The organism is Marivirga sp. (genome assembly GCF_051117495.1).
In the GTDB taxonomy this organism is placed as follows: Bacteria; Bacteroidota; Bacteroidia; order Cytophagales; family Cyclobacteriaceae; genus Marivirga.
The window spans coordinates 18350-30563 of sequence record NZ_JBNPEF010000006.1 but is presented as its reverse complement, the minus strand read 5'-3'; the positions used below and the strand labels follow the sequence as shown (position 1 = coordinate 30563).

General features: G+C 36.9%; 10 protein-coding genes. 4 read left to right on the top strand and 6 right to left on the bottom strand.

What is annotated here, in order from left to right:
• The 4 genes from ACFE0M_RS04715 to queA all read right to left on the bottom strand — a co-directional run bounded on the left by ACFE0M_RS04715 (window position 1) and on the right by queA (window position 3076).
• Window positions 1–414 (bottom strand): hypothetical protein, encoded by a 414-nt coding sequence (locus ACFE0M_RS04715; protein ID WP_434544593.1) that lies wholly within the window; start codon window positions 412–414, stop codon window positions 1–3.
• Window positions 415–489: 75 nt separating this feature from the next.
• On the bottom strand, window positions 490–1230 hold the full coding sequence (locus tag ACFE0M_RS04710) for a porin family protein (protein WP_434544592.1): 741 nt from the start codon (window positions 1228–1230) through the stop codon (window positions 490–492).
• Window positions 1179–1901: a bifunctional demethylmenaquinone methyltransferase/2-methoxy-6-polyprenyl-1,4-benzoquinol methylase UbiE gene (ubiE, locus tag ACFE0M_RS04705; protein WP_434544591.1), complete on the bottom strand. Its 723-nt coding sequence runs from the start codon at window positions 1899–1901 to the stop codon at window positions 1179–1181. Before ubiE ends, ACFE0M_RS04710 begins: the two co-directional genes overlap by 52 nt.
• Window positions 1902–2029: 128 nt before the next feature.
• Window positions 2030–3076 (bottom strand): tRNA preQ1(34) S-adenosylmethionine ribosyltransferase-isomerase QueA, encoded by a 1047-nt coding sequence (queA, locus tag ACFE0M_RS04700; protein WP_434544590.1) that lies wholly within the window; start codon window positions 3074–3076, stop codon window positions 2030–2032.
• A gap of 102 nt (window positions 3077–3178) precedes the next feature.
• On the opposite strand from queA, the gene ACFE0M_RS04695 reads away from it, so the two are divergent.
• The 4 genes from ACFE0M_RS04695 to ACFE0M_RS04680 are packed head-to-tail and all read left to right on the top strand — an operon-like array spanning window position 3179 to window position 6099.
• Window positions 3179–4426, top strand: a complete 1248-nt coding sequence (locus tag ACFE0M_RS04695; protein WP_434544589.1) for an ABC transporter permease — start codon at window positions 3179–3181, stop codon at window positions 4424–4426.
• A 29-nt stretch (window positions 4427–4455) separates the two neighbouring features.
• Entirely contained in the window at window positions 4456–4989 is a 534-nt protein-coding gene (locus ACFE0M_RS04690) for a hypothetical protein (protein WP_434544588.1), read from the top strand.
• A gap of 7 nt (window positions 4990–4996) precedes the next feature.
• Window positions 4997–5449 carry a nucleoside deaminase gene (locus tag ACFE0M_RS04685; protein ID WP_434544587.1) on the top strand — a complete coding sequence of 151 codons (453 nt, stop codon included), beginning with the start codon at window positions 4997–4999 and terminating at the stop codon, window positions 5447–5449.
• A gap of 44 nt (window positions 5450–5493) precedes the next feature.
• On the top strand, window positions 5494–6099 hold the full coding sequence (locus ACFE0M_RS04680; protein WP_434544586.1) for a superoxide dismutase: 606 nt from the start codon (window positions 5494–5496) through the stop codon (window positions 6097–6099).
• Between the two features lie 70 nt (window positions 6100–6169).
• Here the strand turns inward: ACFE0M_RS04680 and ACFE0M_RS04675 are convergent, their stop codons facing one another.
• Together ACFE0M_RS04675 and ACFE0M_RS04670 are read right to left on the bottom strand one after the other, a co-directional pair.
• On the bottom strand, window positions 6170–7087 hold the full coding sequence (locus ACFE0M_RS04675) for a PorP/SprF family type IX secretion system membrane protein (protein ID WP_434544585.1): 918 nt from the start codon (window positions 7085–7087) through the stop codon (window positions 6170–6172).
• Window positions 7084–12207 (bottom strand): BspA family leucine-rich repeat surface protein, encoded by a 5124-nt coding sequence (locus ACFE0M_RS04670; RefSeq protein ID WP_434544584.1) that lies wholly within the window; start codon window positions 12205–12207, stop codon window positions 7084–7086. The genes ACFE0M_RS04675 and ACFE0M_RS04670 overlap by 4 nt, the downstream gene beginning before the upstream one ends.
• Window positions 12208–12214: the final 7 nt, after the last annotated feature.

Here is a 12214-nt window from a genome sequence, read left to right as displayed (position 1 = left end):
TTATAATTTTACAGCCAAACCCACTCGCATGGCAAATCCGCCACTAACGGCAAAATAATCAGCCATAGTTTCTAATCGCCAATTATTGTTGAGTCCTATTGCATATCCCATGCCTAAGGCTAAATCAGAATTTTCTTTTAAAATACCTCTCATTCTTAGAAAAACAGGATTAATTGGGTAGAATCTGAATCCAGCAGAACCCCCTAGATCCTTTTCAATAAATTCTAGCCCACCTGTTAAAGCAAAGCGATTTGCCATAAAGTATTGGGCTTCTGCTCCAAAACGATATTTTGGAATATTTTCAAAGAAAGGGGTGCTTAAGACATCGATACCCGCGGCCAATCTCCATTGGGCTTTTAATTCTGAAATTGCCAATAATGACATGAAACTGAGGAGTAGGATAAATTTTTTCATATCAAATTAATCAAGTTGAGTTACAAAATTAACCCAAAATTTAATTTTCGTGTTGCCGTAATGTTATGTTTTTTGTTACTGAAATTGAAAATAAATAGATACGCTATTGGTTACCAATTCATTGATGGGGCTACTATAGCTATTCTGCCTTTCAAAAAGGGCATTTGTTAAGCCTCTAGAAAACCGAATTTCAGGAGAAAATTTGAAAAGTTCGTAGTATATGTCAATTCCAAATCCAATTTCCAAAGCCAAATTAAAGGTGTTGATTAACAAAACATCCTCATTTATTTCAGAAGGTCTTTTTCCACTCACCTCAAAGGATGGTTTTGCACCACCTATCATATATGCTCTAAAATTCTTTCTTCTTTGTGATTTGTATTTTAATAAAAGCGGTAGTTCGGCATAGAAAGCCTCTTTTTTACCTTGGTAAGTAACCTCTTCTGCGCGGTCATAAGTATTGTAATTCAAGGTATATTGATACAGACCTACTCCCGGAAGTGTTCTGAAATCCAAATATTGGGCTATTCTTAAATTGAAAATAAAGCCGACAGTGAAACCCGGAGCACTTTCAGGAATCACTGAATGTAAGGAGTCAAATTGGTTGCTTAGGTATGCTTCATTGTATCGAACCTTTAAATTGGCTGTATGTCCCCCCAAATAAAATCCGTAATGAATTAAATCATCGTCATAATTGGGTAAGTTTTCTTGCTCATAATGCTGTGATGAGACTTGAAAACTAATAAATATACCGATTCCGAATAATATTATTTTATTCCAGTGTATATTGAGCTTATGCCAAAGGTTAATGGTTTGCATTCTGTGTTTTTGAAGCCTAGTTTATCCAAAATTGATGTAAAATCCTTTCCATCTGGAAATGACTTAACAGATTCCGGTAGATACGTATAAGCTGCGTTATCTTTTGAAATTGTTTTGCCTAAAGTAGGCAAGATATTTTTAAAATAGAAATTGTATAGCTGTTTAAATGGAAAGCTTTTAGGTTTGGAAAACTCCAAAACCACTACTTTACCGCCTGGACTTAACACCCTAAACATTTCTGCCAATCCTTTTTCAAGATTCTCAAAATTCCTTACCCCAAATGCAACGATGATGGCATCAAACTTATTATCCTCAAATGGAAGGTTTTCAGAGTCCCCAGAAGATAGCGTGATTCTGTCATCCAGTTTTCTTTTCTTAAGCTTTTCTCTACCAACATTGAGCATCCCCTCTGAAATATCAACTCCTGTCACATGATCAGGATTTAATTTTAATGCTTCGATGGCAAAATCACCGGTTCCTGTAGCGATATCCAAAATTTGCTTGGGTTGGATTTCCTTCAATAGCTTGATGGCTTTTTTTCTCCATCTGATATCGATTCCTAAGCTTAAGAAATGATTAAGGAAATCATATTTGTGGCTGATATTGTCAAACATATCGGCCACCTGTTGCTTTTTGCCTGTTTCCTTGTCTTTATAGGGTAAAACTGTCATCTGAAATTTGGATTTACTGTTATTAAAGAGCTAACAGCATGTTTCGAAGAAATGTTTGTTATGGGTAAAAATAAAACTGCCATGCTTTCAAAGTATTGCACAGCAGTTCTATTTCTGTAATGTTCAATTTAAATAATCAACATAGCATCCCCATAAGAAAGGAATCTATATTTGTTTTTTATAGCTTCTTGATAAGCATTCATAACATTTTCATAACCTCCAAATGCTGCGGCCATCATCAACAAGGTAGATTCCGGCATATGAAAATTGGTCAATAGCGCATTACAAATTTTAAATTCGTAAGGAGGGAATATGAATCTATCTGTCCAGCCTTCATTTTCTTTTAAACGATTGTTGGCTGTTACCGAAGATTCCATGGAGCGCATAGCAGTAGTACCTACAGCACAAACTCTTTTTTTGCTATCTAAAGACTCATTAACCAATTCCGCAGTTTTTTTCGGAACCTTAAAGTTTTCCGAATCCATTTTGTGTTTGGTTAAATCTTCCACATCAACTGGACGGAAGGTCCCCAAACCAATATGCAATGTAATCGGACTGGTTTTGATGCCTTTCAATTCCATTCTCTTCAATACCTGACGAGTAAAGTGCATACCCGCAGTTGGTGCTGCCACAGCTCCTACTTCCTCGGCATAAATCGTTTGGAATCTTTCCCTGTCGGCTTCTTCAACTGGTCTTTTTATATATTTCGGAAGCGGAGTCTCTCCCAAAGAATCTACCAATTTGTAGAAATCCTGGTCATCACCATCGTATAAAAATTTGATGGTTCTTCCTCTTGAGGTGGTGTTGTCAATAACTTCCGCTACTAATTCACCATCTCCAAAATATAACTTATTACCAACACGGATTTTACGAGCCGGGTCAACTAACACATCCCATAAGTGCATTTCTTTATTAAGCTCTCTCAATAGAAAAACCTCAATTTGGGCACCAGTTTTTTCTTTGTTACCATAAAGACGGGCAGGGAATACTTTGGTGTTGTTGGTAACCAAAATGTCACCTTCATCAAAGTAATCTACAATGTCTTTAAAAGTTTTGTGTTCAATTTCCCCGGTATCTTTGTGCAAAACCATTAGTTTTGCTAAATCTCTGTCTTCTGCCGGATGTTGTGCCACTAATTTTAGTGGTAATTCGAATTTGAATTCTGATAATTTCATACTTAATATTACGGTATTAAGTGGTTAGACTTAAAAATTTTAAGAGGGCAAAGTTAAGAATAGTTTTTGTAAACTTGTAGGATTATATTTTTATATTTACGTATGATTTACATTCATCTGCTTTTAGAGAGTTTCCGATTTGCTTTAAGTGCTTTACGAGCCAATTTATTAAGGACTATTCTTTCACTTTTAGGTGTAACAGTCGGGATTTTCTCTATCATCACTGTTTTTACTTTGGTGGATTCATTGGAAAAGAACATAAGGGACAGTCTCAACTTTTTGGGTGATGATGTGATCCGTATTGAGAAATTCCCATGGATATTTGAAGATAATTATCCGTGGTGGAAATATGTCAATAGGCCTAAGGCACAATTCAGTGAATATCAATTTTTAAAAAATAATGCAAATCAAGCAAGTGCAGTCACCATTTTTGCTGAAAGGTTTGGGGTGACGGTAAAGCATGAGAGCAATAGTTTAAGCGGAGCTATAGTTTCAGGTGTAGCCTATCAACATAAAGATGTATTTGAAATTCCGGTTGAAACAGGTCGGTATTTCGGATTGCAGGAAGTTGAAAAGGGGGCAAATGTAACCATTATAGGGGCTGAAGTGGCTAAAACTTTATTTCCATTGTCAGATCCGATAGGAAAAGAAGTAAAATTAAGAGGATTGAAATTCAGGGTGATTGGAGTGATGGAAAAACAAGGGGCTAGCGTAATTAATGCCCCAAGTGCAGATGATTTTTGTTATGTTCCTTACAATACTTTCTTTAAAATGTATTCAGGCCAGGGGAATTTTGGAGTGGAATCCATTATTGCCCTAAAAGGTTATCCTGATGATGAAGGCTTAAAAAACCTTGAAGGTGAAATTACAGGATTGCTTAGGCAGAAAAGAGGCTTGCGTCCAAGAGAAGTTACCAATTTTGCCATCAATAGACCAGAAGCATTTGGCGAAGTGATTGGTTCAATCTTTGGGGTTATTTCTTTGGCAGGATGGGTAATTGGTAGCTTTTCTATTTTGGTAGGTGGCTTTGGTATTGCCAATATTATGTTTGTTTCTGTTAAGGAAAGAACCAATATCATTGGTATTCAAAAGTCATTAGGGGCTAAAAATTTCTTTATTTTATTTCAATTTCTGTTTGAAGCAGTATTCCTTTCGCTACTAGGGGGGCTTTTCGGATTGTTATTGGTGTATTTATTGAGTTTTGTTTCCTTAGGTAGTTTAGAATTGAGCCTTTCAATGGGTAATATCATTCTTGGAGTGGGCGTTTCAGTCATAATAGGAACTTTGTCGGGAATTGTACCGGCAGGAATGGCCGCCAAATTAGATCCCGTAATTGCCATTAGAGCATAAATTTTTTGAATGATTAAAATAATATGTTAATGATTAAATCAATTGGTTTAATATTTTTGATGCTCTTTTTTGTTCAAGAGCCTGTTTTAAAAAAACAAAAGCTTACGGATTATGTAAGCATGGAGGTTTCCACTGAACTGAGAAAGATGACCCAACAGGAGCTTTCCGCCAAATTTTTAGGTGCCCGAATTCCGGATGTGGCTATGACTGATGAACAATCATCTGTTGAATTTACCATTACGGCATCGCCTACTTTTTGGCAAGATGGGGATGTTGCCTTACTCAAGGAATTTTATGATTCAAGTATTCCTAACTTATTTCAAGAAATTGATTTTTCTCAAAAAGAACTAGTAACCATCAATGAAAAGGAATTTGCCGCTTATCAGTTTGATGGGAAACCAGATGCGGAAGGCAATCGGTCGGCTGAAGAGCGTTATACATATTTGCTTTATACTATTCATAAAAATGGGTTGGTGGTAATTAGTTTTTCTTGCCCTCCTTATATGAAATCTCAATGGGAGCCAATTGCTCAAAAAATGTTCAAAACCACCAAATTCCGGTAAACATAAAATGGAACTCACCGTTAATTCTGACGAGCACTTTATGAAGGAAGCTCTTCGTCAGGCTGCAATAGCCTATGATGAAGGTGAAATTCCCGTTGGTGCTGTCGTTGTTTGTCAGAAAAAGATTATTGCAAAAGCTTATAACCAAACTGAGAGATTGAATGATGTTACTGCTCATGCAGAGATGTTGGCGATCACTTCAGCCGCCAATTATTTAGGGGGCAAATATTTAACTGATTGTACACTCTATGTTAGTTTGGAGCCATGCGGAATGTGTGCGGGTGCACTCAATTGGTCACAAATTGATCAAATTGTTTATGCTTTAGCGGATGAAAAAAGAGGATTTACTAAAATAAATCCCAATATGATTCATCCCAAAACAAAAGTTAAAAGCGGTCTGATGGCAAGTGAAAGCAAGAAGTTGATAGATGATTTTTTTGCAAAATTGAGAAAAAAATAAAATTGAATTTTTAATAAATGTTTAACCTATAATTTATAAATATTATGGCTTTTGAATTACCAGCATTACCATATGCAAAAGATGCTTTAGAACCACATATAGATGCGAAAACGATGGAAATCCATCATGGAAAGCATCATAATGGATATGTTACAAAATTGAATGCAGCTGTTGAAGGAACAGATATGGATGGCAAATCTTTAGAAGAATTGCTTAAAAATAATAGTGATAATAATGCTGTTAGAAATAACGGTGGAGGTCATTATAATCACTCTTTATTCTGGACTGTAATGAGCCCAGACGGTGGAGGAGAACCTTCTGGAGCTTTAGCTGATGCCATCAATGCAGCTTATGGTTCTTTTGATAAATTCAAAGAAGAATTTTCAAATGCTGCGGCAACTCGTTTTGGTTCGGGTTGGGCATGGTTATGTGTTCACTCTGGTGGGAAAGTAGAAGTTTGTTCTTCTCCAAATCAAGATAATCCGATCATGCCAAATGTAGGCTGTGGTGGCACTCCGATTTTAGGTCTTGATGTTTGGGAACATGCTTATTACCTAAATTATCAGAACAGACGACCTGACTATATCTCAGCTTTCTTTAATGTAATTAACTGGGATGAAGTATCCAAACGATATGAAGCAGGTAAGTAATTGCTAGTACAGTAGAATAAGAATGAATTAACAGATAGGAGGTAAATCGTGAATTTATCTCCTATTTTTTTTAAAAGAATCTCCTTCCCAAACCATGTCTGCCCAATAATTCAAGATCCAAAGAGACCATAAGTGAGTGGGTTCCAAATCCTGTTAAAGCAGTGTTGTTGACAGGCAATTCAAATGCATATCCCAACTTGAGTGTTTCGCCTACTTTCATTTGGGTATTGAGTCCTATGGTTCCAAAATTTCGGAAGGAAGCGCCAAGCCATATAGCCTCGTTTAATAGAAAGGAAGCATTTAAATCAAATGCATAATGATCCTTATCCATAAACATAAGCAGTATCGATGGTTTAAATTTCAGGTCAAAAAGCTGATCAAAAACATAACCAGCACTGAGATAATAATGTCTTCTGTATCTTGTGCTTTCCATACCACCATCATTAATCTTGATGTCCAGCATTCTGGGTACAGATAATCCCACATAATAGTCCTTGCTCATATACCAAAAGCCAACTCCAAAATTTTCCTCCGTCAAACTCGGTTGAGCACCAGTTAAAATTACATCGTCTAAATATTGTAGGGTTAGTCGGTTATAATCATAATTGATGTTGACCAAACCAGCTTGTAGGCCCATTGAAAAAACATTTCCAACTGCAGTAGTGATTTTATAAGAGTAGGCTACATTAAATTCTGTATTGCTGTTGATTCCGTATGAATCATAGATGAGACTGGCTCCCACGCCAACTTTATTTTTAAAGACCGAACTACTCACATTCAGTGTATTGGTTGTGGGTGCCCCGTCTATTCCCGCCCACTGAATCCTGCTTATAGCAGTTGCATTAAAAACATTATTCACCCCAGTATAAGCAGGGTTAATCATGGCTTGATTGAAAAAATATTGGTTGTATAGCGGGTCAAGCTGAGCGGTCAGACAGAAAGGCAACAAAATAAAAGTTAGGAACAGAAGTCTCGATTTTTTCATCATCTTTTAATAATTAAAAAGCCACTAATTCTTTTTTCACCGTTGCCTTTGTCAATCACATAATAATAGTTTCCAGTAAGCAATTCCTCTCCATTATCAGAATATCCCTCAAAAATTCGGCTAGCATTATCGTAATTGTTCATTACAAATACTTTGTTTCCCAAGCGATTGAAAATACTTACTTTATTGTTTTGGTATTCTGTTATATTATCGATTTGAAGGAAATCATGCCTTCCGTCACCATTTGGGGTTACCACATTATATACTTTGATTTCAGTAGATAATTCCTCCAAAACTGTTCCTGTCACAAGAAATGAAAAATCATTCAAGTTGGTGGAAACAGTGACAGTTCCGCTATATTCCCCTACGGCATCGGAATTTAGCCTTACAGTAAAATTTTCAGAAGATGAGGGCGCAATTGAAGAGGGCGCATCAATAATTTGAAAAACAGGATTGTCCACGGTTATGCTTAATATATCAATTGTTGAGCTTGAACTCAGGTTTTCAATATTGAAATTCTTATCTATATTCACATTGATTAAAGTGGAACCAAGGTTGATATCTTGATTTGAAATAACAAGTGAATCTGTTTCGCCATCAATAATATTGAGTCCAGTTAGTTCTGCCTGAACTCTAAAAACAAATTCCGGATTATTAATACTGTTATTGTCAATCCTTATTTCACTTTCAAAAACCCCTACATTTGCTGAATTAAAAATTATAGTGATTGGGGCGGGGAAACCGGCTTTAACTGTATCTACCGTTGAAATGATTTCAAATTCATCATCAGAAGAGCTCATGTTTGAAATGACTAGGTCATTATTCCCACTGTTAAATATTACAAACTGGTTTTGAATATTCTCTCCGATAATGGCTTTTCCAATATCTATGGGATTCGTTTGATTGTTTTCGATAGCAATATTATTACCCCAAAATAAGGCTATTTGGGAAAATAACCAGGTAAAACCTTCTTTGGAACCGGTACCGCCCGTTGCAGTGACCGATACGTTTCCAGATGATCCGTTACCTACAGTAGCATTGATTACGCTATCTGAAATTACGGTAAAAGATGATGCGTCAGTGCCTCCAAAACTGACCTGGCTTGCATCCGTAAAATTCATACCTGTTATCTCTACCATTTCCCCAGATTTGGCCGATGTTGGTGAGAATGAAGTAATGTTAGGTCCTGGAATAAATTCAAAACCTGCTTGGTTTGCAGTACCGCCTGGGGTAGTAACCATTACATCACCTGAATCACCAGAGCCTACAATTGCCGTAATTTCAGTATTGGAAACTACCGTGTAGGAATCAGCTTCCGTACCGCCAAAGCTTACCAGACTTGCATCAGAGAAATTCGAGCCATTTATGGTGACAGTTTCGCCTTGTGCAGCAGATGTAGGTGAAAATGATGAAATGCTTGGGGCTGGGATAAACTCAAAGCCTTCTTCTGATGCAGTTCCTCCAGGCGTAGTTACCATTACATCCCCCGATGTGCCTGAACCGATAATAGCTTCAATTTCAGTATCGGAGACAACTGAAAATGAGGATGCATCTGTTCCACCAAAACTTACTGCACTTGCATTGGTGAAATTCATACCAATAATGGAAACAGTTCCTCCCTGAGGTGCTGATGTGGGTGAAAAGCTTGAAATAACAGGGGCTGGAATGAATTCAAATCCTGTCTGTGTATCCGTACCTCCTAATGTGGTTACTAATACATCTCCTGAAGAGCCTTCTCCAACAATAGCCATAATTTCAGTATCAGAAACTATATTGAAAGTATCCGCATCCGTACCTCCAAAGCTAACTACTTCTGCATCTGTGAAATTTAATCCTGATATAATGACAGTATCTCCTTGTCCAGCGGATGTAGGCAAGAAAGAAGAAATTATTGGAGCAGGAATAAATTCAAATCCTGCTTGGGTTGCCGTACCTCCTGGCGTGCTTACTTCTACATCACCTGAAGCACCTGAATCTACTATTGCAATTATTTCAGTGTCGGAGTTAACCGTAAAAGAGGAGGCGTTTGTACCTCCAAAGCTTACTTGATTTGCATTTGTAAATCCACTTCCGGTAATGGTGACTGTATCACCGGTGCCTGCGGATGATGGATTAAAATCTGTAATAGTTGGAATAGCTAAGGTCATTTGGGAAGCAGGATTTCCTGCTGCAGTACTTTGTAAATATACTTCAAGTCCATTTGCTCCATTGTATTCATAGACCCTAAGATGATATGTTGTACCATCAGAAAGACCTGTGAGTGTAAAACCATTCCCATTGCCTTTATAAACTACAAAGTTACCACTACCTAATCCGTCCCCAACTCCAAATGCGGAGTTAGCTGAATAAGAGTTTAGGTTAGTGGGGTTAGTGCTTACGGCATTTCCCTCTCTTGCTAAGACAATCCTGTTAGTGCCATTGCCATTTGTCCAAGAAATATCCATTTGAGAGGTGGTCACATTGGAAAATGAAATATTAGATGCTTGGATTGTAGGCGTTGGGCATCCTGGTCCGTTATCGTAAATTACCCATCCATAATCCTCGAGCAATTTTGCCCTTTCTGTGTTTGATAAACAATAGCTTAAATTTTGAGCACCTAAAGAAAGGTTCAATGGGATTTGAGTTTCTTCAGCCGTAAGCGTTGACCAGCCAATCAATGTGGAGTCATAATTAAAAGTTGACATACCGGAATTTGTAAATAATGAATCAACACCTAGAGGGGGGCTGGATTCTACCTCAAAAGGCTCAACTGAACTTATATCCCAATTGCCTAAATTTTGATCGAAACCAGTGGCATTCCAAAACATTCCGCCCATTTGTCTGACTTTGGCCACGTTCCAATCGCTTAAGTCCCTATTAAAAGAAGTGGCGCCATTAAACATAAGCCTCATTTCTAAAACGTTTCTCACATCCCAATCACTTAAATCGCTGTTGAAGGCAGTGGCATTGGCAAACATCTCATTGATGTTGGTGACATTCCCAACATTCCAATCACTTAAATCACCAGTAAAAGAATTAGCACCTTTAAACATCCTATTCATTGTAGTAACATTATTGACACTCCAATTACTTATATCACCATTAAAAGAAGTGGCTTCTTCAAACATGGAGTTCATGGAATTGACGTTGCTCACATCCCAAGAATTTAAGTTTTGATTAAAAGAGGTTGCTCCACGGAACATGGAAGACATGAAATTTACATTGCTAACATTCCAATTGCTTAATTCACTGTTAAAGCTTGCGGCTCCCCTAAACATTGAGCTCATTTGGTTTACGTTGCTTACATCCCAATTATTTAAATTACTATTAAAATTGACAGCGTCCTGAAACATATTGTTCAAATCCTCTATACTGCTTACATCCCAATTGCTTAAATCACCAGTAAATGATGTAGCCCCTGCAAACATTCCATTTAGTGTTGCGGCATTGATTAAGATGGGCGAATCGGTTGCATTAGAAATTAAATTCGTGCAATTGGAAAAAGCACCACTCATACTTGTCCATTCTTGATCGCCCCATTGTTCGATGGTTAGTATCTTATTTCTATTATCTGCGGAAATATTGAAGTTTTGGAAATATATCCTAGGGAAATCGCCAGAAATTGAAACTTCATAAGTATCATTATTATTTAATTCTGTTATAGTGTAGTTTCCAGTAATACCAGACACTGAACCTTCATTTTCACCCGGATTTGTAAGATTGATCCAAGAAACATTATATAAATAAGTTTCGGATCCAAATGTATAAGCTGGTATAGTTAATTCTCCGTCTGTTGTTTGCCATGTTGTTACAAAAGGCAGACATTCTAAATTATCTCCATTTATAACCCAGCTATAGCCTCCTGTTCCAGTTAATATAGCCCTGCTATCCGATGCATTACAATAAGTTAATCCTGCAGCCCCCAAGGTGATTCCTATTGGTGTTGCGAAAAAAGATTCCCATCCTCTCAATGTGGCATCATAATTTAATTTTGACATGCCACAATTATCCAACATACCGGCCATGGTGGTAACATCACTAATATTCCAGCTTCCCAAAGATTGATCAAAAGAACTAGCTCCTGAGAACATATTGCTCATATTTGTTACATTAGCTGTAAACCAATCATCTAATTCGCTATTAAAAGCTGTGGCGTTTTGAAACATTCCGCTCATGTTCAATACATTGCCTACACTCCAATTATTAATATAGCTGTTGAATGAACTAGCACCTGAAAACATATTGCTCATATTGGTAACATTTCCAGTGTACCAATTGCTTATGTCACCATTGAAAGATGTGGCATTCTGAAACATACTACTCATATTGGTGACTGAGCCAACATTCCAATTATTTAGATCGGTATTAAAAGAACTTGCCCCTGAAAACATATTGCTCATATTGGTTACATTTTCAGTGTTCCAGTCGCCTATATCACGATTAAAAGAAGTGGCCTGATAAAACATGCCGCTCATATTAGTGGCAGCACCTACATTCCAGCCACTAATATTTGAATTAAATGAATTTGCTCCGTAAAAGGCAAATCCAAAGTTTGTAACATTACTGACATCCCAACTGCTTATATCACTGTTAAAGGAAGTTGCAAATAAAAATATAGCGTACATGTCAGTGATAGTGCTAACATCCCAATTACTCAAATCACCCGTAAATGCATTAGCATAAGCAAACATTCCGTAAAGGCTTTTTGTAACTTGTAAATTTGGTGAATCAGTTGCATTTGATACTAAGTTGCTACAGCCAAAAAATGCAAGATACATGGTTGCCCATTCAATATCGCCCCATTGTTCTATGGTTTGAATTTTATCTTTTTCAGTACCATTATTGAAATATATAGCTGGAAATGCCCCAGAAATTTTTACTTCGTAAGTGTCACCGTTGTTTAAATTCGAGATAGTGTACGCTGTTGATATTCCAGTATCAGAACCATCTCCATCTCCAGGATTTGTTAGGTTGGCCCATTCTATATCATAATTATAAGTTAAACTATCTACAGAAATAATTGGAATTGTAATTTCACTGTCTGTGGTTTGCCATGTAGTAGTGAATTCATTTTGACTCAATGAATTAAATGAAAAGGCAAAACAAAAAAATAGTAATGAATAAGTATAAAAAAGTTTAAACATGGGGAAT

Excerpts from the sequence above, each read along its gene's own strand:
- queA (WP_434544590.1), bottom strand. The coding sequence starts at position 3,076 with ATGAAATTATCAGAATTCAAATTCGAATTACCACTAAAATTAGTGGCA.
- ACFE0M_RS04670 (WP_434544584.1), bottom strand. The coding sequence starts at position 12,207 with ATGTTTAAACTTTTTTATACTTATTCATTACTATTTTTTTGTTTTGCC.
- ACFE0M_RS04715 (WP_434544593.1), bottom strand. The coding sequence starts at position 414 with ATGAAAAAATTTATCCTACTCCTCAGTTTCATGTCATTATTGGCAATT.
- ACFE0M_RS04685 (WP_434544587.1), top strand. The coding sequence starts at position 4,997 with ATGGAACTCACCGTTAATTCTGACGAGCACTTTATGAAGGAAGCTCTT.
- ACFE0M_RS04680 (WP_434544586.1), top strand. The coding sequence starts at position 5,494 with ATGGCTTTTGAATTACCAGCATTACCATATGCAAAAGATGCTTTAGAA.
- ubiE (WP_434544591.1), bottom strand. The coding sequence starts at position 1,901 with ATGACAGTTTTACCCTATAAAGACAAGGAAACAGGCAAAAAGCAACAG.
- ACFE0M_RS04675 (WP_434544585.1), bottom strand. The coding sequence starts at position 7,087 with ATGATGAAAAAATCGAGACTTCTGTTCCTAACTTTTATTTTGTTGCCT.
- ACFE0M_RS04690 (WP_434544588.1), top strand. The coding sequence starts at position 4,456 with ATGATTAAATCAATTGGTTTAATATTTTTGATGCTCTTTTTTGTTCAA.
- ACFE0M_RS04710 (WP_434544592.1), bottom strand. The coding sequence starts at position 1,230 with ATGCAAACCATTAACCTTTGGCATAAGCTCAATATACACTGGAATAAA.
- ACFE0M_RS04695 (WP_434544589.1), top strand. The coding sequence starts at position 3,179 with ATGATTTACATTCATCTGCTTTTAGAGAGTTTCCGATTTGCTTTAAGT.